Source organism: Pauljensenia sp. C0170B5, from assembly GCF_056590195.1.
In genome coordinates, this window is sequence record NZ_JBWPVR010000001.1 from 327999 (window position 1) to 350167 (window position 22169).

The 22169-nt window shown below is 58.6% G+C and carries 19 protein-coding genes, 1 tRNA gene, 1 other RNA gene and 1 pseudogene; 16 read left to right on the forward strand and 6 right to left on the reverse strand.

What is annotated here, in order from left to right; all coding sequences use genetic code 11:
- Positions 1 to 243 precede the first annotated feature (243 nt).
- The 3 genes from AC1EJZ_RS01445 to AC1EJZ_RS01455 all read left to right on the forward strand — a co-directional run bounded on the left by AC1EJZ_RS01445 (position 244) and on the right by AC1EJZ_RS01455 (position 3980).
- Positions 244 to 2097 carry a ribonucleoside triphosphate reductase gene (locus AC1EJZ_RS01445; protein ID WP_480289122.1) on the forward strand — a complete coding sequence of 618 codons (1854 nt, stop codon included), beginning with the start codon at positions 244 to 246 and terminating at the stop codon, positions 2095 to 2097.
- Positions 2094 to 2918, forward strand: a complete 825-nt coding sequence (locus tag AC1EJZ_RS01450; protein WP_480293826.1) for an anaerobic ribonucleoside-triphosphate reductase activating protein — start codon at positions 2094 to 2096, stop codon at positions 2916 to 2918. Before AC1EJZ_RS01445 ends, AC1EJZ_RS01450 begins: the two co-directional genes overlap by 4 nt.
- A gap of 117 nt (positions 2919 to 3035) precedes the next feature.
- Positions 3036 to 3980 carry a variant leucine-rich repeat-containing protein gene (locus AC1EJZ_RS01455; RefSeq protein WP_092648904.1) on the forward strand — a complete coding sequence of 315 codons (945 nt, stop codon included), beginning with the start codon at positions 3036 to 3038 and terminating at the stop codon, positions 3978 to 3980.
- 82 nt (positions 3981 to 4062) lie between these two features.
- On the opposite strand, the gene AC1EJZ_RS01460 is transcribed toward AC1EJZ_RS01455, so the two are convergent.
- Entirely contained in the window at positions 4063 to 5049 is a 987-nt protein-coding gene (locus tag AC1EJZ_RS01460; protein WP_092648903.1) for a LacI family DNA-binding transcriptional regulator, read from the reverse strand.
- 141 nt (positions 5050 to 5190) lie between these two features.
- On the opposite strand from AC1EJZ_RS01460, the pseudogene AC1EJZ_RS01465 reads away from it, so the two are divergent.
- The 4 genes and pseudogenes from AC1EJZ_RS01465 to AC1EJZ_RS01480 form a co-directional block, all read left to right on the forward strand.
- Positions 5191 to 6372 (forward strand): annotated as a pseudogene (locus AC1EJZ_RS01465) (beta-galactosidase); the annotation flags it as partial.
- 57 nt (positions 6373 to 6429) lie between these two features.
- Positions 6430 to 7287, forward strand: a complete 858-nt coding sequence (locus tag AC1EJZ_RS01470; protein ID WP_480293944.1) for a beta-galactosidase trimerization domain-containing protein — start codon at positions 6430 to 6432, stop codon at positions 7285 to 7287.
- 145 nt (positions 7288 to 7432) lie between these two features.
- The gene (locus AC1EJZ_RS01475) at positions 7433 to 8086 is read left to right on the forward strand and encodes an MFS transporter (protein ID WP_480293827.1); all 654 of its coding nucleotides are present in this window, start codon (positions 7433 to 7435) and stop codon (positions 8084 to 8086) included.
- Between the two features lie 12 nt (positions 8087 to 8098).
- Positions 8099 to 8536 carry an MFS transporter gene (locus AC1EJZ_RS01480; RefSeq protein ID WP_480293945.1) on the forward strand — a complete coding sequence of 146 codons (438 nt, stop codon included), beginning with the start codon at positions 8099 to 8101 and terminating at the stop codon, positions 8534 to 8536.
- A 4-nt stretch (positions 8537 to 8540) separates the two neighbouring features.
- Here the strand turns inward: AC1EJZ_RS01480 and AC1EJZ_RS01485 are convergent, their stop codons facing one another.
- The 3 genes from AC1EJZ_RS01485 to AC1EJZ_RS01495 are packed head-to-tail and all read right to left on the reverse strand — an operon-like array spanning position 8541 to position 10636.
- Positions 8541 to 9389 carry an SIR2 family NAD-dependent protein deacylase gene (locus AC1EJZ_RS01485; RefSeq protein ID WP_480293828.1) on the reverse strand — a complete coding sequence of 283 codons (849 nt, stop codon included), beginning with the start codon at positions 9387 to 9389 and terminating at the stop codon, positions 8541 to 8543.
- Positions 9389 to 10126 (reverse strand): glutamine amidotransferase-related protein, encoded by a 738-nt coding sequence (locus tag AC1EJZ_RS01490; RefSeq protein WP_480293829.1) that lies wholly within the window; start codon positions 10124 to 10126, stop codon positions 9389 to 9391. Before AC1EJZ_RS01490 ends, AC1EJZ_RS01485 begins: the two co-directional genes overlap by 1 nt.
- Before the next feature lie 57 nt (positions 10127 to 10183).
- Complete coding sequence (locus tag AC1EJZ_RS01495; protein WP_480293830.1) at positions 10184 to 10636, reverse strand: hypothetical protein; 453 nt, start codon at positions 10634 to 10636, stop codon at positions 10184 to 10186.
- Positions 10637 to 10917: 281 nt separating this feature from the next.
- On the opposite strand from AC1EJZ_RS01495, the gene AC1EJZ_RS01500 reads away from it, so the two are divergent.
- A complete protein-coding gene (locus AC1EJZ_RS01500) occupies positions 10918 to 12390 on the forward strand; it encodes a uracil-xanthine permease family protein (RefSeq protein WP_480293831.1) in 1473 nt (490 codons plus the stop codon).
- Positions 12391 to 12488: 98 nt separating this feature from the next.
- Here the strand turns inward: AC1EJZ_RS01500 and AC1EJZ_RS01505 are convergent, their stop codons facing one another.
- Both AC1EJZ_RS01505 and AC1EJZ_RS01510 read right to left on the reverse strand, forming a co-directional pair.
- A complete protein-coding gene (locus AC1EJZ_RS01505) occupies positions 12489 to 13163 on the reverse strand; it encodes a LytR C-terminal domain-containing protein (protein WP_480293832.1) in 675 nt (224 codons plus the stop codon).
- Between the two features lie 61 nt (positions 13164 to 13224).
- Positions 13225 to 13608 (reverse strand): hypothetical protein, encoded by a 384-nt coding sequence (locus AC1EJZ_RS01510; protein ID WP_480293833.1) that lies wholly within the window; start codon positions 13606 to 13608, stop codon positions 13225 to 13227.
- Between the two features lie 244 nt (positions 13609 to 13852).
- On the opposite strand from AC1EJZ_RS01510, the gene betT reads away from it, so the two are divergent.
- The 8 genes from betT to recR all read left to right on the forward strand — a co-directional run bounded on the left by betT (position 13853) and on the right by recR (position 22149).
- Positions 13853 to 16150: a choline BCCT transporter BetT gene (betT, locus tag AC1EJZ_RS01515; RefSeq protein WP_480293946.1), complete on the forward strand. Its 2298-nt coding sequence runs from the start codon at positions 13853 to 13855 to the stop codon at positions 16148 to 16150.
- A gap of 187 nt (positions 16151 to 16337) precedes the next feature.
- A tRNA-Ser gene (locus tag AC1EJZ_RS01520) sits at positions 16338 to 16422 on the forward strand.
- Between the two features lie 110 nt (positions 16423 to 16532).
- Positions 16533 to 16769, forward strand: coding sequence for a hypothetical protein (locus AC1EJZ_RS01525; RefSeq protein ID WP_070725233.1), 237 nt, complete (start codon positions 16533 to 16535; stop codon positions 16767 to 16769).
- Between the two features lie 4 nt (positions 16770 to 16773).
- Positions 16774 to 17007 (forward strand): hypothetical protein, encoded by a 234-nt coding sequence (locus AC1EJZ_RS01530; protein ID WP_070725231.1) that lies wholly within the window; start codon positions 16774 to 16776, stop codon positions 17005 to 17007.
- A gap of 709 nt (positions 17008 to 17716) precedes the next feature.
- A complete protein-coding gene (locus AC1EJZ_RS01535) occupies positions 17717 to 18277 on the forward strand; it encodes a TetR/AcrR family transcriptional regulator (protein ID WP_480293834.1) in 561 nt (186 codons plus the stop codon).
- A 129-nt stretch (positions 18278 to 18406) separates the two neighbouring features.
- An RNA gene (gene ffs, locus AC1EJZ_RS01540) (signal recognition particle sRNA small type) lies at positions 18407 to 18502 on the forward strand.
- A 68-nt stretch (positions 18503 to 18570) separates the two neighbouring features.
- Positions 18571 to 21543, forward strand: a complete 2973-nt coding sequence (locus tag AC1EJZ_RS01545) for a DNA polymerase III subunit gamma and tau (protein ID WP_092648897.1) — start codon at positions 18571 to 18573, stop codon at positions 21541 to 21543.
- 9 nt (positions 21544 to 21552) lie between these two features.
- The gene (gene recR / locus AC1EJZ_RS01550) at positions 21553 to 22149 is read left to right on the forward strand and encodes a recombination mediator RecR (RefSeq protein ID WP_092648896.1); all 597 of its coding nucleotides are present in this window, start codon (positions 21553 to 21555) and stop codon (positions 22147 to 22149) included.
- Positions 22150 to 22169: the final 20 nt, after the last annotated feature.

Here is a 22169-nt window from a genome sequence, read left to right on the forward strand (position 1 = left end):
GGGGACTTTCGGCCCATGCTCGACGAGGGAATCAAAGCTGACGCATGCGACACGCCGAACCACGACATCTAGTGGGTGGAATTTAAAACGGCAACTAGATATGGTGTTCACGCAACGTCGACAAGGACGACGGCCTGACGCCGCAGCAGCCCGAGTGCGGGCTGTTTTCCCTGTGACGAAACCCCCGACGCGTGGCGGGCTTTCCGCGCGTCGACCCCACATCAAGGCAGAGGAGACTGAACCGTGCGCTATGACGTAGATGCCATCAGCACAATTGATGAATACCTGGAACGCTCCGACTGGCGCGTCAATGCGAACGCAAACCAGGGGTACTCCCTGGGCGGTTTGATCCTCAACGCCTCCGGCAAGATGGTCGCAAACTACTGGCTGGAAAAGATCTATTCACCGGAAGCCGGTGAAGCGCACCGCTCGGGAGCCCTGCACATTCACGACCTCGACATGTTCTCCGGGTACTGCGCAGGCTGGTCGCTCAAACGCCTCATCCAGGAAGGCTTCAACGGTGTGCCCGGTGCGATCGCCTCGGCCCCACCCAAACATTTCTCCTCTGCGTGCGGTCAGATCGTCAACTTTCTGGGCACGCTGCAAAACGAGTGGGCCGGTGCGCAGGCGTTTTCATCTTTCGATACCTACATGGCGCCATTCGTTCGCCTCGACAACATGACGTACGAGGAGATCGTCCAGTGCATGCAGGAACTGATCTTCAACCTGAATGTTCCTTCACGCTGGGGCTCGCAGTGCCCGTTCACGAACCTCACGTTCGACTGGACATGCCCCGACGATCTGATGGATGAAGCTCCGCTGATTGGCGACGAGATCTGCGACTTCACCTACGGCGACCTGCAGCATGAAATGGACCTGATCAACCAGGCGTTTATCGAAGTGATGACCGGGGGAGACGCTGACGGACGCGTCTTCACGTTCCCGATCCCGACGTACAACATCACCAGGGACTTCGACTGGGATTCGCCCAACACGCTGCGCCTGTTCGAAATGACCGCGAAGTACGGCCTGCCCTACTTCCAGAACTTCATCAATTCCGATCTGGATCCGCATATGATCCGATCAATGTGCTGCCGATTGCAGTTGGATCTGCGCGAACTGCTCAAGCGCGGCAACGGCCTGTTCGGGTCGGCCGAGCTGACCGGATCGGTGGGCGTGGTCACGCTCAACATGGCGCGTCTGGGCTACCTGTACAAGGGTGACCTGGACGGACTGATCGGTGCGATGGACCAGCTGATCGACATTGCCTCCGACACGCTGGAGCGCAAGCGCGAAACCATTTCCTACCACATGGAACACGGCCTGTTCCCCTACACGCGCCGCTACCTGGGGTCACTGGATAACCACTTCTCCACCATCGGTGTGAACGGCATGAATGAGATGGTCCGCAACTTCACCGACGACCAGATGGACATCACGGATCCGCGTGGACGCGAGATGTGCGAAAAGATCCTCGATCGCGTGCGCGACCGCATGGTGCAGCTGCAGGAATCCACCGGTCACATGTACAACCTGGAGGCCACCCCTGCCGAAGGTACGACGTACCGCTTCGCCAAGGAAGACCGCAAACGCTACCCTGACATCCTGCAGGCCGGCTCCGCCGATCAGCCGTACTACACGAACTCCTCGCAGCTGCCCGTCGGCTACACCGACGACCCATTCCAGGCTCTGGAAGAGCAGGAAGTGCTGCAGGGCAAGTACACGGGCGGCACTGTGCTTCACCTGTACATGGGGGAGCGTGTTTCATCTGCGAAGGCCTGCATGGAAATGGTCCGTCGCTCTCTGACTGCTTTCAAGGTGCCGTACGTGACAATCACGCCGACCTTCTCGATCTGTCCGGTCCACGGGTATCTGGCTGGCGAGCACTTCACGTGTGAACGCTGCGCGGATGCCCACCCGAACAGTGCTCCGCAGACGTGTGAGGTGTGGACACGCGTCATGGGCTACTTCCGCCCCGTCCAGTCTTTCAACATCGGCAAGAAGGGTGAGTACGCCGAACGCACAATGTTCACTGAATCAGCCGCCTCTCAGCACGGCGAACTGGTCAGCGCCTTTCCTCCCGTCTCCCTTTCATGAAGGACGAGGCAGGCCGCGGGCGCCTTGTCAACGCCGACGACCTTCAAATAGCTGGGCTCACCCCGATGTCAACGGTGGACTGGCCTGGCAAGCTGGTCGCATCGGTGTTCTGCCAGGGATGTCCGTGGCTGTGCCCGTACTGCCATAACCACGCGATCATCGATCCGACGATCCCGGGCGTGGTCGCATGGGCATCGGTGGAGGATCTGCTGTCACGGCGCCGCGGACTGCTCGATGGCGTGGTGTTTTCCGGAGGGGAGGCCACACGCCAGCAGGCGCTGATACCGGCGATGCGTCGGGTGCGCGAGATGGGATTCCTGATTGGTTTGCACACCGCAGGGCCGTACCCGCACCGTTTGCGCGAGGTCCTGGCTGAGGGCTTGGTTGACTGGGTCGGGATTGATATTAAAGCGATGCCGGACACGTATCAGATCGTGGCGGGACGCCAGGGAGCCGGCACGAAAGCGTGGGAGGCGCTGGACGTGCTGCTTGACTATGCCGAGCCTGGTTCGGGCAGTGCGGGCGCAGATCCAGATGAGGTGAATTGCGAGGGCGGTGGCAGCGGTCATGCGCGCTCGCGGTCGGTGGATTACGAAGTGCGCCTGACGGTGTACCCCGATGGGCCGCGTGACGGTTTGACGGTGGCGAGAGAGGCGTTCCGGCGCGGCGTTCGCCGCTTTGCCTTGCAGCAGGCCAGGGCGATGGGTGCGCCTGACAGTTTCCGCTCCGACGCGGTGGGGTGGGATGACCAGGTTGAGGCGCTGGCCCGCGACATCGAACAGATCGGGTTCGACACCTTCGCCTATCGGCCCGCGCACTGAATAGGTGAGTGCGGTGACCTCGGACATTAGGGCAGAGTTCGCCCGCGCGATCGTCAGGCGTGCAGCGGTGCGCTAGGCTTGTCAGCAACACCATTGGAGCTGATGGAGGGAAACGCGATGAACAATCAGTCAGATCCTCGCAACCTGCATCAACTGGCCGCTGACCCCGGTACGGATTATGAGACGCTGAGGGATATCGCCTACCGTCACCCGGAGCTGCGTGCCGTCGTTGCTCAGAATCCGCACACCTACTCGGGGCTGCTCGAGTGGTTGGGATCGTTGGGAGATCCCGCGGTGGACCAGGCGCTTGCCCAGAGGCGTGCATACGGACAGCAGGGAGTGGGGCGTTTTCCACCTGTTTCTCAGGCGGCGTCCGGTACGGCCGCCCTCGACCAGGCCAGCCGCCAGCAGGGGAATCGAAGCGGTGAATCTGATGGATCGTCGCAGTCCAGAGTGGGACTGGTGCTCGGAATCCTCATCGCCATCGCTCTTGTGCTTGTGGTGATCTCGATCGTGGTATTCAAAGGGATTTTCCCCTCCCGTCCGGTTGATCCCAGCCCCGCGCCGGCTCCGCAGTCGTCTGCGCAGTCGACCGAGCCTGAAAGCAACGGGGCAGCTGAAGAGCAGTCGGAGGCCGAACCAGAGCAGGCTCAGTCAGATGAACAACCGATCGTGTACCCGGCACCGGCGGGTGCAGTTCAGGCCGGCGAGATCATGGCGCCCTCGGGCAATATTGCCTGCACCCTGTCCGACGAAACTGTCTCATGTGTCATTGTTGATGACGATTACGCAGCTGCCGGAGTTGAGAGCTGCGGTGACCGGCTGACAAATCTGGTTGCCACCGCCGAAGGAGTTTCGCGCGAATGCGTGGAGTCCGCACAAGGTGGTGGGCAGGCCCTTGAATACGGCAAGTTTGCAACCAGTGGTGACGTCGCATGTCAGTCGACGCAGAACGGCATGAGCTGCTGGAACGTGAAGTCCGGAGCTTCATTTGCCCTTGCCCGTCAAGGATGGATGGTCGGGGAGCAAGGCCCCATCGGTGAAGACCAGTTCAGGTGGTGAGTATCGATACTTGCAGCACGGTCTGAATAGCCTAGTGTCTCGGGGATGCGAAGCGATTCTCATTAGTAATTTGGACTGTCTCTTAAGCTGATTGACGTTCGACGAGACGAGCGATAGGGGGTTTGGGGATTTCAATGTCCGCTGTGATTCCAAGCATGTTCAGTCCATCAGTAAGAAGCTGAGCTGCTGTCGGGTCGCCAGCGAGTGTGAAAGTGGTGAGAGGAATCGGCAGATACGAGTCGAATAACTCATCATCCACACCGATGATTGCGATATCATCGGGGATCGACATGCCTCTGCTGAGTACAGCATTCATGATCGGCATTGCGTGAACGTCGTTGTAACAGGCGAACGCATCTATCTCAGGATTCAAGTCGAGATAGTCGTTTACCATCTGTGTGAGTTCAGCCGAATCTCCTCCTTGTGGGATGGGGAGCACTAGCTCGAATGGGCTACGGTATCCCGCTTCGTTGAGTGCAGCTCGAGCGCCTTGTGCACGCGGAGCCGAAAAGATCTGCATCAGGGGATTGTCCGTAGTTGCGAGAGCAATCGTGTGAGAACCTCGTGAGAACAAATAGTGGACTTGAGCCCTGCCTACCTCTAAGCCGGCAAGTTCCTGAGAATGTCCTCCTTCGACATGTGGAATCGACAAAGAATCGAAAGTTTCAATATCGTCTGTATCCAAGCCATATGGAGCAATTATCAGGGCTGGAGTGATCGCTGATAGCAGCGACGCTGTTAGCTCTTCATTTTCGTACCATAGAAGCGGGGTCAATCCGCATGAAGTGATTGCGGTGCTGAGTTGCTGGTAGTACTGCCCTAACTTGAATGTTGAGGGAAAAGGTGGCATGGCGATCACGACGACCCGCGAATGTCCCATTGCAAGATCGCGGGCAAGAGAATTGGGTGTGTAGCCCAGTTTCTGCGCCGCCTGAAGGACGCGTGCCCGCGTGGCACTCGAGATACTCTGCCCAGGCTTGTCATTAAGAACGTAGCTCACCGTGGCGCGCGAGGTGCGTGCCAATCTTGCGACATCGGCACTGGTGGGGCGGCGACGGACGTTAGCCATGATTGCTCATTTCCTGCGACTGCTGGGGCAATCAAATGATATCGCTTGACGATTTTGGGTTACGCGCTTAAGTTATGAGCTAACGGTTACTTACGCGTGTAAGTCCGGTTGTGAACACCAATCAATGAAGAGGGACAGACAATGACGCACCCATGGCAGAACAAGATAGGGTTCGGTGCTGCGTATTATCACGAGTATCATTTCGAGGACCGTCTCGATAAGGACTTGGATCTCATGGTCGAGGGCGGTTTCAACATCATTCGAGTCGGTGAATCCGTCTGGTCAACGTGGGAGCCAGAAGACGGGGTCTTCAATCTTGAATGGCTTCAACCGATCCTTGATGGTGCCCATAAGCGTGGTATCGATGTCATCATCGGGACACCGACATATGCCGCGCCTCCGTGGATGAGAGTGCGATACCCCGAGACAACCTTGCAGGTCGCGACAGGTGTGGAAAAGCCATACGGCGGGTGACAGGACATCAACTACCACAACGCAACCTTCTGTCGTCTGGCCGAACGCGTCATACGGAAAATCGTTGAGCGCTACAAAGATCATCCTGCTGTGGTGGGATGGCAAGTGGATAATGAGCCCGGTCTGGCATTGATGTACAATCCGGATGTTTTCGCCGACTTCAAGAAATGGCTTCAGAAACGCTACGGTGACGTCGACACCCTCAACCGGAAGTGGGGCCTGACTTATTGGTCCCACAGAATCACCTCGTGGGATGAGCTGTGGACGCCCGACGGTAACACGGTACCTTCCTATGACCTAGCCTGGCGGCGATTCCAGGCAGAAATCACTCACGAGATGATTCAATGGCAGGCTGACTTGGTTCGCCAGATGGTCCCCGATCACCACATCGTTGCCACGTGTATTGCAGCCAACCAGCCGGGACAAGACATTACAGAGGTGGCCAGCGCACTTGATATCGCCGGATCGAACATCTACTTTGCCGCACAGGTCGGCTTAGAAAAGCCTGGTATAGACGAACTGGATCCTCAAGGTGCTCCCGGTTGGATTCCCTGGTCTGGCCCCGCCTATGTTCAAATGCTTCTTGACGTCTCCCGCGGTATGAAAGACGCACCTTTTGTCGTCACCGAAACGGGAGCAACCTCAATTGGCTACTCCCATAACCTGATCGTGCCGTGGCCTGGCCAACGCCGACAGGTCGTATGGCAGATGATTGCCCGCGGTGCTCAGATGATTGAATACTGGCACTGGCACACCAACAGATTTGGATTCGAGACATGGTGGGAAGGAATCCTCGGTCACTCGCTGACACCGACCCGTGCCTATCACGAGTTGTCAGATGTGGCCCACGAGCTGGAAAGCTCACGCGAACTCATCTCAGGGCTCACACCGCATTCTGACATCGGAGTGATTGTCACGGCTGAATCGCGCTGGGCAACTGAATTCCAACCGCCCATTGGTGAAGGCATTCGCGGCGACCAGGGTGCCTACGACAAAGGCATGGCACTTCTCATGAGAGGTATCCAGGATGCCGGCCTGACCACCGATATTGTCAGCATTGATCAACTCGGTACGAGCCCTGAGGAGATGGTCAGACGCTGGCCGGTGCTGGTTAGCGCTTTCCTCTACGTGCTTTCCGACCAGGATCTGCAGCTGCTGCGCGAATACGTCGCTGCAGGTGGCCACCTTGTCGTTATGCCGCGTACAGGGCTGGCAGATGCAGAAGCAATTGTTCGTGATTGCACCAAGCCAGGCGTACTTCGAACAGATGCTGGTGTCCATTACGACGAATCAACCACGCTGCTGCACCCCGTTGCAGTTCATGGGCAGTGGGAAGGACATGCGCAGTGGTATGCCGACTGCCTGATTCTGGACAGCGACGACGTCCTCGTCCTTGGTCACTACGATGACCCATTCCTGGACGACTACGCAGCTGCAACGACCCAGCAAACGGGCCAAGGGCGAGTAACCACCGTGGGGTGCTACCCGGATCGTGAACTGGCGCGTCACCTGTTCGAATGGGTCGATTCCACGTCGCTCGAGCCGGATCAGTGGCGAGCACATGCAGGCGAACAGCAAACCTACATGCGTGCTACGAGCACTCAGAACACAACGCTGCACTTCATACACAACTGGTCCTGGAAGCCCAGTACCTATGTTGTGCCTGAACGTGCGACGGGACTTGACGGCGCAGTTTACAAGGCCGGGGAAGAAATCAAGCTTGGCGCATGGGACGTTGCAGTCGTTCACACGCTCTCTCACTGATCCACTGTTTCCGGTTCCAACTAACGAATAACGAAGAAAGAAAGCAAGATGAACACTGATACCGGCACGACGGGCACGCCACAGGTGACCCGTCCGAAATTGACAGCTGACACCATCCGCTTCGCAGCGGCTCACAGACATTGGCGTGGCGAATAAAGAGGCAGTATTCGGAGCCCTCAACACCATTACTGCAATCGTCTCGCTCCTGTCGAATCTGATTGCCGGTAACCTCTCAGACCGTACTCGCTCGGTGTTTGGCAAACGTACGCCCTGGGTTTTCACCGGCGGCATTTTAGGTGGCGCCTCGCTGTTCCTGATTCAGGTTCTACCCAATGCATTCCTGATCGGACTGTCCTACTCCATCTCCATGGTCGGTCTCAATATGATGATTGCCCCGGTGATCGCAACACTGTCGGACAGAATCCCCGAGCGTCAACGTGCCACTATGTCCGCATTTATCGCAGCAGGTACATTGGTTGGCCAATCAGTGGGCCAGCTGGTAGGTGCACGTTTCCTCGGCCAGACATTGCCCGGATTCGTTACGGCAGGAATCCTCATGGGGTTGGCAGGAATTCTCACGGTTATGGTGTGGCCACGGGAAGACTCCTCCCGCAATGGCGAAACGCAGCATGAAAAAGAAACCCTGCTTGACTTGCTCAAGTCCTTCCGCCCACCTCGCAATGCCCCGGATTTCTGGCGCGCCTTTGTCGGCCGTTCACTGCTGATTCTGAGCTACTACATGATCCTCGACTACCAGCTGTACATCCTCCAGGATCACATTGGTGCAACAGATGCCTAGGCCTCGGCGACGATCGCGACAATGGCAATAGTGACGCTGATTGTATCGGCGATTGCGACGGTTACGTCAGGACCGCTATCTGACTTGATTCACCGCAGGAAGATCCCTGTTGTCGTCGCCTCGATTCTGCTTGCAGTGGGATACCTGATCCCGTGGGTGATGCCGACAACAACAGGCATGATTCTGTTTGCCGCATTTGCAGGATTCGGATACGGCACGTATTCGTCAGTTGATCAGGCGCTCAATGTCGATGTGCTGCCATCGAAGGAAACTGCGGGTAAAGATCTGGGCATTTTGAACATAGCGACGACGCTTGGTCAGGCTGTTGGCCCGATCATCACGTCTGTACTTGTCACGGCCATGTCCTCATACTCGTTTGTGTTCCCGACAGCGATCGCATTTGCTGTCATTGCGTGCGTATTTATCATGCGGATCAAGTCTGTGCGGTAGGGCTTTACGCACCGAGGGCGTCTGCCAGCGCCTCGAGATAGTCACTGGCAGAACCGTCGATGCGCAGGCGAACGGCAGAGTGATGATCGAGGTCGCACGGCCCACGATTGATGACGATCAGGTCAGCGCCGCTGCTGATCGCCTGATGAGCAATCCACACGGCGGTTGACACTTTCACTGACGTGCCCACAACCAGGAGTACGTCACACTGCGCAGCAAAGGTCAGTCCCTCGTCCATCTGGTCTGATGGCAGCATCTCGCCAAAAAAGACGACATTCGGTTTGAGGATCCCACCACACTGCGGACAGGGAACCAGCGTGATCGCGGAAGCCGTGGCGCCCTCGGGATCAACCTGAGCCAGAATCGCAACGTGAGTGGGATCAGGGTCGTCGACCAGATTCGGATTGGCGGCGCGCAACTCGCCATCGAGCCATTCTCGAGGATACCGCGCTGCGCACTGCATGCAGTCAACCGTCAAGAACGAGCCGTGAAGCAGAGCGAGCTGGTGGATCCCAGCCTTTTCATCTAGGCCATCCACATTCTGAGTGGCAACGCCGTGAAGGATTCCTGCCCGCTCCATGCGTGCGAGCGCCTCATGTCCGCGCGTGGCGGGCAGGTCCTGCAACGCTCGCCATGTCACCTGGTTTCGCTCCCACACCCAGCGTTGCCATTTCGGATCCGACAGGAACAGGTCGATATCCACTGTCGGCGTGCCAGACGATCCGGTTCCGCGATAGTCCGGAAGCCCTGAATCAGTGGACATTCCGGCACCTGTCAGAGCAGCCAGACGCTTACCCGCACACAGTTCGACCAGCTCATCTAGGTGAGGCAGCGAGGATGACGACCGTGGCATTACTGCTGCCTGAACCTTTCAACGAACTTCTTCACGATTTGTCCCGCCTGGTGGGTTCCTTCACCCATGTGCCCGATCTGCACCAGGGTCTCCAGATCGTCAGTGCCTGAGTAGCCGGCATCGGCATAGATCGCCAGGCGCTGATTGATCGCGTCGGAGTCAAGTTCAGGGTTGAACTGCGTAGCCCAAAAAGCCGGCCCAAAACGCATCATCTGCGTGGGACACGTGACTGATTTAGCAAGAACCGTCGTGCCCGGCGGCACTTCTTCTACTGCTTCGTGGTGGCCGACGTAGGTTGTGAATGTGCGCGGAAAGTCCTCAAGCAGCGGGTCATCCTCGGCCTCCTCAGCCAGGGTGATTGTCACCATCGAAGCCGGTTCAGCCCACCGTGTCGTCACCGTGCCGCCCAGAACCGTCGCGGCAACCTCCGTTCCGTAACCCGTGGTCAGACATGGGGTTTTCGCCTCGAGGATCTGATGGAACAAGTGAGCCAGATCTTCCTCAGTTCTGCGCTGGGACGATGACTTCTTCTCAGTGGGAGTAGTGGTGCCGTAAGGCGATCCAGCCACGAAGATGCCGCTGTAGGCATTGACGTCAACTTCGGGCAGCCCCAGCATATCCATGCGAACCTGTTCGAGCGTGGACGGCGTCAAACCGCTGACCAGGAGGTACGAATGGTATTCAGCGTCGATCGCTTCTTCTTCGGGGCGTGTTGATACCAGCAAGAAAGGCTTCATGCTTCAAGTGTAGGCAAAGAAAGAATTTCCGGTACCCTTACGGTCGAAACATGGGATCTACAGACCGGCCGTGAAACCGATGACGAAGATGCCGACAACGAGACAGATCGAGATGATCACGATGCCCGATACAACAAGCCCGGCGACGGCCTCGTGCCTTCCTCGACCACCGCGTGAAAACGAGGTGATGAGTCCGGCAATACTCAAGATCAGGGCGAAGATTGTCAGAGGGAACGCCAGCAGGGAAAGGGCTGCCATCCACAGGCCAATCGTGGCGGCAGTGTTGGAGTTATGGCGAGGGGCGTTGTATCCGGGGGCCGAGAAAACCATGGCTGGGTCAATGTCCTGGGTTCCGGGGAAAACGAACTGGGGCGACGAGGGATCCAGTGCAGGATCAAGGGATGGATCCAAGGGCGGATCCAGCGTCGGATTTTCTGTGGCACTGTGTGAGGAATCAAGAGAAGGATCCAGCACGTGCAACTGCGAACCTGTCGCTGGCTGACTCACCATTTCCCCCCTCACTCCCCGCGGCCCTGTGCTGACCGAGGGCATCTTTGGTATCCCCTTGTGACGATCCTGCTACGTCCCACCCTACGGCATGACGACTGGGTTCATCTATGGTCACAGCTTATCTGCACGCTCAGGCAACTCGCCCATCAGTTCACCCGTGTGAAATCAACCATGATTTGCCGCGGAATTTAGCCTTTTGTCGGCAAGTTCGATACTGTGATGTTCCGACCGGTGAACGGCCTGCACTTTTGCATCCTTATCAACTGATCGGAGACATTCGCATGAGCGGTTCAGCTACCCCTCGCGCCTCGCGCGAGTCTTCCCATTCGTCAAGTCGTCCTCGGGGCGGCTTTTTTTCATGGCGACTGCACGGTGACGGCACGTCAATCGCTCCCGGCGAGGTTGTCGCCCCCGAAGAGCGTCTGTCGTGGCCGCGCACCATCGGAATCGGTGCGCAGCACGTTGTCGCCATGTTCGGTGCGACGTTCCTCGTCCCTCTGATCACAGGCTTCCCACCTTCGACCACGCTGTTCTTCTGCGCAGTCGGCACACTGCTGTTCTTCCTGATCACCGGCGGACGCATGCCGTCCTACCTCGGATCATCTTTCGCGCTGATTGCGCCGATCACCGCTGTCACACAGACCCTCGGCCACAACTATGCCCTGGGTGGCGTAATCGCCACCGGTGCAACCCTGACCCTGGTCGGCGTCATCGTGCACTTCGCCGGCGCACACTGGATCGACGTCGTGATGCCCCCAGTCGTCACTGGCGCAATTGTCGCGCTGATCGGCCTGAACCTTGCGCCAGCCGCATGGAACTGGGTCAAGGAAGGCCCACTGACGGCAGTGGTCACCATCGTGTCAATCTGCCTGATCACCGTGCTCTTCAAGGGTATTATCGGACGCCTGTCCATCCTGTTCGGCGTGCTGATCGGCTACGTTGCAGCAATCCTCCAGAACGAGGTTGACTTCTCACGCGTTGCTGAAGCCTCCTGGATCGGTCTGCCTGAGTTCTCCACACCTGCTTTTGATCCATCGACGCTGGGCCTGTTTGTCCCGGTTGTCTTCGTCCTTATTGCTGAAAACGTTGGTCACGTGAAGTCGGTGTCAGCGATGACCGGGCGCGATCTTGACGGCATCACCGGGCGCGCACTGATCGCTGACGGCTGCTCCACCATGCTTGCCGGTGCCGGCGGTGGTTCAGGTACCACGACGTACGCAGAAAACATCGGTGTGATGGCTGCGACCCGCGTGTACTCCACGGCCGCGTACCTGGTCGCCTCAGGCATGGCGTTCCTTCTGGCTCTCACGCCCAAGTTCGGCGCCCTCATTTCGACGATTCCGGCTGGCGTTCTGGGCGGTGCGGGAACGGTTCTATACGGCATGATCGGCATGCTGGGCGTGCGTATCTGGGTGCAGAACCAGGTGGACTTCTCTGACCCGGTTAACCTCAACACCGCTGCGGTTTCCCTGATCGTCGCAATCGCGAACTTCACGTGGGTTGCCGGCGGCATGCAGTTCGAAGGTATTGCACTGGGTTCAGGTGCAGCATTGCTGATCTACCATGTCATGCGCTGGATTTCTAAGCTGCGCGGCACGACGCTTGAGGCTGCTTCACCTGCGTCAGCCCCGTCAGGTACCGAGTTGGAGTCGACGGCCTATTCGACCCGTCATCATTCACGAGGGGAACTGGCGGACGCTGCTGAACTGGCAGATGGCACCGAACAGGCTGGCGGCGCTGAACAGGCTGGCTAAGCCAATTCTTCAGGTATTAAACGAGGGCGGCTCACGTGAGTCGCCCTCGTTCCTATTAAAAGCGGACGCAACACCACTGCTGTGACACCGCGGCGACGCTACTCGGATTGTCCCTCTGACTGGCTGCCCTCGCCTGACTGATCATCGTCGCCGGTCTGGGTGGTCGGGGGCGCAAGAAGCTCCGGGTCGACAGGCAGGCACGAGTCGCTGCCTTTGAGGGCGCTTTGAGCCTCTGCGATTTTCTCGATATCTTCCTTAGGCAGCAGTGAATCGAAGAATGCACCGAGGATGACCTGGACAACCTCGTCAGTGCCTTCACTTAAGACCACGCGCGCATCAGGGAAGAAGCGCGCAACCGTGTAGCCGGCATCAATGTTCTTGGGGGAGACGTCAATTTCGACGGTGCCGGTCAACTCACTTGCCGCGTTGGCAGGATCCTGCATGACAAATCCCTGCTCGGCCAGCATCGTCGTCACCGAGCTGGCCAGGCCCGACTGTGAGGTGGCGTTGAGAACCTGAACATGGATCGTGTCTGCCGGCAGCGGTGTCGTACCTTCCGTCGGGCACACAATGTCGCCCAGACCTGCCGTCTTTTCCGTCTTGGAGAACTCTTCGGAGGGCATCGAAATGATGTTCGTGATCACGAGGAGCGCAGCAATGACCAGTACTGCCATGACGGATGCCACGACGGAAAATGTCAGATTCTGCTTACTCTGTCGGGCATCAAGGAAGCGTTGACGTGCTGTTCGACGCCGAGATTGCTGCGGGTTCACGTCACTAACTTAGCCGAAATACACTGTGAATGTGACCTCGCCATGCACGGGCGGTGAAAGCTCAGCTGCCGCTGTCCAAGTCCTCGAGCATCTTGTCAAGCTCCTCGAGCTGCTCATCCAATTCTGCGAACTGCTCGTCAAGGTCACTCGTGAGGTTCTCGAAGTCGCCCGAGAAAGTGTCTGGATAGCAGAACTGTGCCTGATCCATCGACACGTTGACAATACCCATGTCATCGCCCTGCTCAGCCTTGTCGGCCAGTGAGAGTAGGTTCTTCTTCGTGCGATCGTCGTCTGTGAGCCGCCCGGCGTGAGGCCCGTGGATTGGGGGGGGGACGGAGAGGGAGCCGGCGCCGGGGCGGGAGTTGGAGTTGGAACGGGCTGCGTGCTTTGCGGTGTGGGTTGGATGCCCTGTGCAGTGGGGTCCTTTTTGACGAGTGGTCCACATGCACTCAGGGTCATGGTGATGGCGACTGTGCTCAGGAGCGCGAGAATTTTGGTCGGTTTTCTCACATTTTGGAGTCTGTCACGACGAAGGCGCCATGAGAACCCTCGTCGATAAGGTTGATATGCAGTTGTCACCATCAACGCCTTATGGTGATAGAGCAGTGTGCGGCTCCCAGCTGTCGCGCACACGAGCGAAAGGACGATGTGTGAGCGCGCACATCAACACAAACAGCGCAAGTCACGATATGGATGAGCAGGCAGAATCCTCACCGGACGGACGGCCTCGCGAAGGGGAGATCGCCACTCGACCCACACCCCAATCACCACCAGTCAACTACCCGGTATTCATCGGATCAGCTCTGATCGTTGCGGTCATTGCCATCATCGCGATCGCATCACCGCAAAGCGTGGAGGCAGGGTTTACCGTGGCGGTGGATTGGATCAGTCACTGGTTCGGATCTTTCTATATTTTTCTCGCAACCTCCATCCTGGTGTTCGTCGTTGTGCTCGCTTTGAGCAAGTTCGGCAACGTGAGGCTGGGGCCAGATAACGCGACACCTGACTTCTCGACTTTCTCATGGGCAGCCATGCTGTTTGCCGCAGGTATCGGTACCGACATCATGTTCTTTGCTGTCGCAGAGCCGATCGCGCAGTACATGGCGCCTCCCACCGGTGAAGCTCAGACAGTGGAAGCTGCCCGCGCCGGCGTGGTCTACACGCTCTTCCACTACGGCATCACAGGGTGGGGCATGTATGCGCTGGTCGGAATTGCCCTGGGATACTTCGCCTACCGTCACCAGCACCACCTCGCGGTGCGGTCAGCCTTGCGGCCTCTTTTCGGCAAACACGTGGACGGCCCGCTGGGCAACATCATTGACGGCGCAGTCGTTGTGGGCGGTGTTTTCGGTATCGCCGCATCCCTGGGCGTGGGCATCATTCAGCTGAATGTCGGTCTGACGATACTGTTCGGACTGCCGCAGGCAACCTCCACTCAGATCGGATTGATCGCACTGAGTGTCATCATGGCGACAGTTTCCGCTGTTTCCGGCGTCGATCGCGGCGTGCGCGTTCTGTCCAACGTGAACGTACTGTTGGCAATCGGTCTGGCTGTGTGGGTTCTGGTCACCCAAAACACCGCGTACCTGCTGGACTCGCTGGTTCGTTCCGTGGGCGACCTGGTGCGCATGTTCCCCGCCCTCACATTGGAAACCTACGCTGACCTGCGTGAGAACCCGGCAACGGCAGATGTGATCAACACGTGGCTCAATAGCTGGACCTTGTTCTTCTGGGCGTGGTGGATCACCTGGGCCGCATTCGTCGGAATGTTCCTGGCACGTATTTCACGCGGCCGCACCATCCGTGAGTTCGTCATGGGCTCACTGATCCTGCCCCTGAACTACGTCATCATGTGGGTGTCAATTTTCGGTAACGCTGCACTGGAACTCGTGATGAACGGTGACAGGGAATTCGCAGAAATCACTGTGAACGCTCCGGAACAGGGGTTCTACGCCCTGCTGCAACGAGTACCTGGCTCAACAGTGGTTGTCGCCGTCGCACTGTTCGTCGGAATCCTGTTCTATGTCACCAGCGCGGACTCAGGCTCCCTCGTCATGTCAAACCTGTCCAGCCGCATCACGAACGCTCGCCAGGACGCTGTGCCGTGGCTGCGTATCTTCTGGGCGACGCTGACCGGTGTGCTGACCATTGCGATGCTGGTTGCCGGTGGGTTGACGATTCTGCAGCAGGCCACGATCGTTATGGCGCTGCCATTCTCCTTCGTCCTTGTGCTGGTGATGATCGGCTTGTGGCGCTCGCTGTCGCAAGAGGCGTCGATGGCTCAGCGTCGTCGCCGCATCGTCCAAAACCGCGTGCTCGCATCAGGAGCCGGAACGATGGCTCGCCGCTCCTGGCGTGACCGTCTGAGCAAGACATTCGACGTTGTCACCCCTGTGCGCGCTCAGCGTGTCCTTGACAGGCGAGTGGTTCCCGCATTGCAGGCTGTGGCCGATGAACTCCACAAGGAAGATCTGCCCGCATGGGTGGTTGTTGAGGGTCCCGAAGCACAGGATCCGGATGACGAGCGTAACTTCCTGGGCCGCGTCACGCTGACAGTTGGCGGCGAATCGGAGGCCAGGGCATCGGGCGCGCAGGAGTGGGATTCAGGTGCTCAGACCACTGATACGGGCGAGCAACCGCAGACCGATTCCACCACTGAGCTGCACGAGCAGATCAATGAAATGTTTGATGATGCGAAGCCTCGAACGGCCGGGAGTACTTCTGCTGACGGAGCTGAACCGAGCATCGCGGGCCTGCTGACCGAGCATCCGTTCCGCTACACCGTGCGAGTGGTCGAGTCTCCCGTTCCGTCTGTGGGCACCGCGATGGTTGCTGAGGCGAATGACGTGACGGTGCGCCTGGAAGTGCGTCCCTCGGGCGGTGGTCAGGGGTACGACATTGTGGGGTGGTCCTCTGACCAGATCGCGCACGACGTTCTGGATCATTACGAAGGGTGGCTAGACTACCTGGGCGTGTACGACGAGTAGCACATGGGTCGCCCTCGTTGATTGATTGCATTGACGAGGGCGACCACGCTGCACCTGGCTGGCGCTGCGTGAGCGATTACACCCTGATGTGAACGCTGCGAGGTGGCCGAAAGGGCGGTCAATCAGATATGCTCCTATGTTGTTGCACGTATTGATCAGCTGTGTGGTCGAATCGGTGCAGCGCCTTGGAGGATTCGCCTAGTGGCCTATGGCGCACGCTTGGAAAGCGTGTTGGGTGCAAGCCCTCGGGGGTTCGAATCCCCCATCCTCCGCAAACGCCCCGCTGTTTCGTTGAAATGGCGGGGTTTTTCGTTTTCCCCACGCCAGCGCACCAAGCCAGCAAGGATTGACACCCCCATGCCGTCAACTTACAGTTGACAGTGTGAAAGTTCTTCCCAGCGCCCACAAGCACGGCATCACACATGCTGACATCACACACGCGTGGGAAAACGCCATACGGATAATCGAATACGAATACCACGGACAAGACCGCATACTCCTGATCGGGCCCGCCGCCGACGGCACACTGCTCGAACTCGTCGCAGTCCCAGCCCCAACGCCCGACCGAATCATTCACGCTGACAGACTCAGAGCAAAGTTCTACGACTTTTTGAGGTAAAAACATGACATACGCAACCGACACCGACACCGGGCTTGACGAACTCGACGTCACCACACACCACGCGCGAGACGCACAAAACTTCAGGAAAATAGTCGCAGCCAACAAGCAAGTAGAAGAAGCCGAAAGGCGCCTACGCCAAGCCGTCGACGACGCACGCCAGGCAGGCGACTCGTGGACCATCATCGGAGCCGCGCTCGGCATCACCCGACAAGGCGCACAAAAACGATTCGGATAACCAAACCTGAATGTGTGTGCTGAACCCCAATTCTTGGACAGTGATGTGCGATGGCTTTGAGTGTACCGCCGTTGCCGTCAATTGTGATGACCCGCGGGGCTGGGATGGTGGACAGGAGTTTTCCGTAGGCTGTGCTGTTTTCCGTGTGGCACCATTGCCAGGCCACTACTGGTCCTGTGCTTGCTCAGGCTATGAGGACGCATCAGCCGTAGGCGAGGTAGGTCCCGTCAATGAAGATCTGATCATGGACCTGGCCTGTGCAAGGTGGCGGGGGGATTGGGATATTCCAGCACCATGCGCTGTGGCGGCGTAGGGTGCGTCCTGTTGTGGTGGCGTCACAGTCCCTTTGGGGGCGTTGGTCTTTGACCCGTGTTAGGAAGCGTTGGAATGTTGTCAGCTCGCCGGCGTGTTCGCGGAGCCGTAAAGTGCTGGAGCCGCACTTGACGTTCCGTCATCGGGTTTTGCCGCCCCGAGTCCCGTTACATGTGAGCCCAGGTTCGCCACACGTTGGGTATTTTCTTGTTGATGCAGGTCGTGCCATGCAGGAAGCAGACCAAGAAAGACGTTTAGCATACAAAACCGCGATATGTGGGATTTGCTCAGCTTTACCTCACCATAAGGTTCACAATCATTAGAAACACGATTTTCGGCAGTATACCAACGAAAAGTCAATAGTTTAGACACCAAAAATGGCCGCTATCTCCCTTATATGAACAGTCAGCGTCGACGAACAAGGATTATTGCTGCTGCTGTTAAGGCCATCGGTGAAAACGGATTTTGTCACCTCTCGATGCGTCAACTTGCCGATGAAATAGGCATCTCGCATACGACGCTCTTGAGATATTTCGGTTCAAAAGACGGTTTGCTTCAAGCTGTGCTGGAGCAGCGCGAAGAAGGTGAGAGAGACTGGCGATCTGAATTGATTGAACAGCGGGGGCTCTTAGCTGCTCTACCTGAGGTCTTGGCACACAATATGACCATGCCGGCCATTATCAGGTTGGACACAACTTTGACGCTGGAGGCGATCGACGCTGAGCATCCCGCCCATGACTTCGTCCGCCAGCGCGAGGAGGACTTTCAAGAATCATTGTGTATCGAACTGCTTCGGGAACAGCGTGTTGGCAGGCTGTCAAACGACGTTGATGTTGAGCAGTTGGCGCATGAAATTAGGGCGTTAGTCGAAGGTTTGCAGCTGTTGTGGCTCAATGACCCCTCTCTGGATATTGCTGAAACGATGCGCGATTTTATCCAGCATGTGACCGCCTCGTGAATGCCAGCGAGAAAGGGTATGAGGAAACGATTCCTGAATTATCAGCTGGCAACTCATGGCCTCATTGGTCGAAGTAGCTGACGAGGGTGACGCGGCGCGCTGAGCGGGATGGAATTGTGTAGACTAGATGGCGGTCCTCCGCGTGACGGTACCGTCCGAACCTCCCCAGGGCTGGAAGGCAGCAAGGATAAGGGCGCTCTGCCGGGTGCGCGGAGGATCTTTATTATCATCGTCGTTGCTGTTCAGGACGGTTGGTGTCGCCAAATGCCTATGGATACCTTTAAGGTTCGAGTGTGACCACAGCTCTGTACCGCCGCTATCGGCCCGATACGTTTGATGAGATGATCGGCCAGGACCACGTGACGCAGCCGTTACGTGCAGCTCTTCGTGCCGACCGAGTGACACATGCCTACTTGTTCTCAGGTCCACGCGGATGTGGAAAGACCACGTCGGCACGAATCCTGGCACGCTGTCTGAACTGCGCGGAGGGGCCGACCGACACCCCATGCGGACAGTGCGAATCATGCCGCGAACTGGCAACTGGCGGGCCCGGTTCCCTCGACGTTGTGGAAATTGACGCAGCCTCACACCGCGGCGTTGACGATGCCAGGGATCTGCGTGAGCGCGCCACCTTTGCGCCCGTGCGCGACCGCTACAAGGTGTTCATTATCGACGAAGCCCACATGGTCACCAAAGAGGGCTCGAACGCGATGCTGAAGCTGGTTGAAGAACCCCCTGAGCATGTGAAGTTTGTGTTCGCCACGACTGAGCCCGAAAAAGTGATCGGGACGATTCGTTCGCGTACTCATCACTACCCGTTCCGACTGGTGCCGCCGGACGTGATGCAACCGTATCTGGAGCATCTGTGTGAGGAAGAAGGGATTCATCCAGACGCGGGCGTGCTCCCCCTCGTGATGCGGTCGGGTGGAGGGTCTGTGCGCGACACGTTGTCGGTCCTCGATCAGCTGATGGCTGGCGCAGTGGAGGGGGCGCTGAGCTATGACCTTGCTGTTGCGTTGCTGGGGTACACCGACACTGCTCTGCTTGATCAGACGGTTGATGCGCTCGCGGGCGGTGATGGTGCTGCCGCTTTCCGAGTTGTGGAGCATATGGTGGAGTCGGGCCATGATCCTCGTCGGTTCGTTGAGGACCTCCTGCAGCGTTTGCGTGACCTCCTGATTATCGCCGTGTCGGGAGATGCGGCAGTCGATGTCCTGGCGGGAACGCCCAGTGACCAGTTTGAACGCATGCAGGTGCAGGCCCGAAATTGGGGGCCGTACCACCTGTCGCGCGCAGCCGATCTGACTGATATGGCCTTGCGTTCGATGGTGGGCGCGACATCTCCGCGCATACAGCTGGAGTTGTTGTTGGGCCGAATCCTGGTGCCGTCACAGACTTCACCTGCATCCCGCACAGAGGTGGCAGCGTCGCAGGGCAAGGAGGGCTTCCCCGGAACAGTGGGAACAGTCGGCGGAGGCGCACCGAATTACCAGTCGCCAGGCGGTGATGCTGGACATGGCAGTGCCGGAAGTGGCAGCGGGTCTGGTCGTGCGAGTGGTGCTGGCGATGGTCAGTATGACCACGAGCGCGGCGGAACTTATGGCGCGGCTCAGGCGAAAGCGGATCTGCGTCGTCGTCGCGAGCAACAATCTCAGCATTCCCAGCAAACCGGGGAGACGCAGGGAGCACCTAGGCCCGAAGCCGGCACGCCGGGCAAGCCGACACACGCAACGCGGGAATCTGACGCCGCACCGGGGGCCGAGCGCGATCAGCCAGAACACAGCCAAAATGGCCAACGCCAGGCTGAGCAGCGCCCGACTGAGCAGAGGCGTCCTGAACCTGACCGCCCCGGCCACCACCCTGCGCCTGAACAGCACGCTGCGTCCGAACAACCTCATCGAAGCGGCGCGGTTGCAGATTCGATTCGCATGCGCTGGCAGGAAATTGTCGATCGTATCGCTTCGCTCAGCCGAGCCACATGGTCGCTCGTGGACTCTCACGCCCAGCTGGGAGGCGTGGACGAATCTACCGTGATCCTCAGCTTCACCACTCCAGGATTGGTAAAGGCATTCGACTCGGGTTCCCGAGCCCAGGACGTCGCCCGCGCAGTCCACGACGTGTGCGGTGCAGACGTGCAGGTCAGGGCTCAGATCGCGCAGTCAGTAGGCGGCGCGTCGCTGACTACGCCTGCATCGGTTCCACAGCAATCACAACGCACTGATCATCAGGCACACGGGCCCAGTAACGAGGGCACGCCCCAGCGCACTGCAGGTCACGAGCCGCCTTCGTCCAATCAGCAGCACGGTGCGATGCCCGGCCAACAGTCGATGCGCTCTGAACAGGCAACGCACGACGCACAGGCAGCGAACGCGCCGTCACGCCCACAAATTGACCAGCCTTCAGCGCCGGCCTCACCCTCGACTCCGACAGTTGACGACGATGACGATGATGACGGCTGGGGGCCGGTAGCCATACCCGGTGGCGGACGTGCCGAGGCATCTGAACCGGCCGCATCGGCGTCTTCCTCCGAGCCTGTCCACTCTGACCCGGTAGCGCGTGATCACCAGTCAGAGCGTGACGCTCATCCGGCAGCACGCCAGCATCGTCCATTTGGGCGCGAGAATGGCACAAAACAGCCACCTCGAGCCGCACATGGCCCGATCTTTGATGACGAGGACGACGAAAACGACGAGGGCGAGGGAGACGGAGCGACTTCCGGTCGCGCCGAACCCTTGCGCGACCGTGACCATGACGAGCAGAACGCCGAGCACGCCGCGCAATTAGTGGAGCAGAAGATCGGCGGTCGTCCTCAAGGAGTGGCACACGCTGTTGAGGATGTGCGAGACAGTGGTGACACAGAACCGGCCGCCCCGTCGACAGCTCACTCATCCACACCACCTGAACCGCAGGGTGAGGACACCTTTTCACCAGGCAGCGTGGAGGAGATGCGCGCCGAAGCGATCCGTGAAGTGCAGCAGGAACGAGCTGACGAAGCAGGGGAGCAGGGCACAGGCGATACTCACGCCCACGAGGCAGAGGTGCGCGGTACACGGCCGCATCGCCAGCAGGACCATTTCGCTGCCCCGTACGGCCACGACGCACCTGGTGGTGAACCTGACCCAGTTATCGTGCCGCCCAATGAGGATGACTCGGCCAGCATGGATGACGTGGATCTGGAGATGTCGACCAGCGTCGGGTTGCCGGCCATACTGGAGATACTCGGCGGTACAGTGATCGAAGAAAAAGACCAGAGCGAAGAAAGATGAGTGTGACTCGTGTTTGAAGGCGCCTTACAGACCCTGATCGATGAATTGGGAATGCTGCCCGGTGTCGGACCCAAGTCAGCTCAACGCATGGCCCTGTATCTGCTCGACGCTGAACCCGATGACGTGACGCACCTGGTAGACGCCATCCAGGCCGTGCGCGAAAAAGTACACCACTGCGAAATCTGCGGTGATCTCACCGAAGCCGACCAGTGCACCATCTGCCGTAACCCCGCGCGCGACGGATCAGTGATCTGCGTTGTCGAAGAGCCCAAAGATATTCGTGCCATTGAGAATGCGAGAGTGTTCAAAGGGCGCTATCACGTCCTGGGCGGAGCGATCGACCCGATTCATGGCGTGGGGCCTGATCAACTGCGTGTGCGTCAACTGCTCACTCGCCTTCAGGACGGCACGGTTCAAGAAGTTATCGTGGCCACGAACCCCACCATTGAAGGCGAAGCAACCGCCTCCTACCTCTCGCGCACCCTGTCCACAATCGGCGTGATGACCTCGCGCCTGGCTATGGGACTGCCAATGGGGGGCGACCTGGAATACGCCGATCCCGTGACGTTGGGGCGCGCGCTCGAAGGCCGCCGTCGCGCCGAATAACTCCACGCGACCGCATAGCG

Bases quoted from the DNA above. Each gene is read 5' to 3' on its own strand.
- AC1EJZ_RS01485 (WP_480293828.1), bottom strand. From the start codon at position 9,389: ATGCCACGGTCGTCATCCTCGCTGCCTCACCTAGATGAGCTGGTCGAA.
- betT (WP_480293946.1), top strand. From the start codon at position 13,853: ATGGATGAGCAGGCAGAATCCTCACCGGACGGACGGCCTCGCGAAGGG.
- AC1EJZ_RS01490 (WP_480293829.1), bottom strand. From the start codon at position 10,126: ATGAAGCCTTTCTTGCTGGTATCAACACGCCCCGAAGAAGAAGCGATC.
- AC1EJZ_RS01495 (WP_480293830.1), bottom strand. From the start codon at position 10,636: ATGGTGAGTCAGCCAGCGACAGGTTCGCAGTTGCACGTGCTGGATCCT.
- AC1EJZ_RS01535 (WP_480293834.1), top strand. From the start codon at position 17,717: ATGAACAGTCAGCGTCGACGAACAAGGATTATTGCTGCTGCTGTTAAG.
- AC1EJZ_RS01510 (WP_480293833.1), bottom strand. From the start codon at position 13,608: ATGTGGACCACTCGTCAAAAAGGACCCCACTGCACAGGGCATCCAACC.
- AC1EJZ_RS01460 (WP_092648903.1), bottom strand. From the start codon at position 5,049: ATGGCTAACGTCCGTCGCCGCCCCACCAGTGCCGATGTCGCAAGATTG.
- AC1EJZ_RS01530 (WP_070725231.1), top strand. From the start codon at position 16,774: ATGACATACGCAACCGACACCGACACCGGGCTTGACGAACTCGACGTC.
- AC1EJZ_RS01455 (WP_092648904.1), top strand. From the start codon at position 3,036: ATGAACAATCAGTCAGATCCTCGCAACCTGCATCAACTGGCCGCTGAC.
- AC1EJZ_RS01500 (WP_480293831.1), top strand. From the start codon at position 10,918: ATGAGCGGTTCAGCTACCCCTCGCGCCTCGCGCGAGTCTTCCCATTCG.
- AC1EJZ_RS01450 (WP_480293826.1), top strand. From the start codon at position 2,094: ATGAAGGACGAGGCAGGCCGCGGGCGCCTTGTCAACGCCGACGACCTT.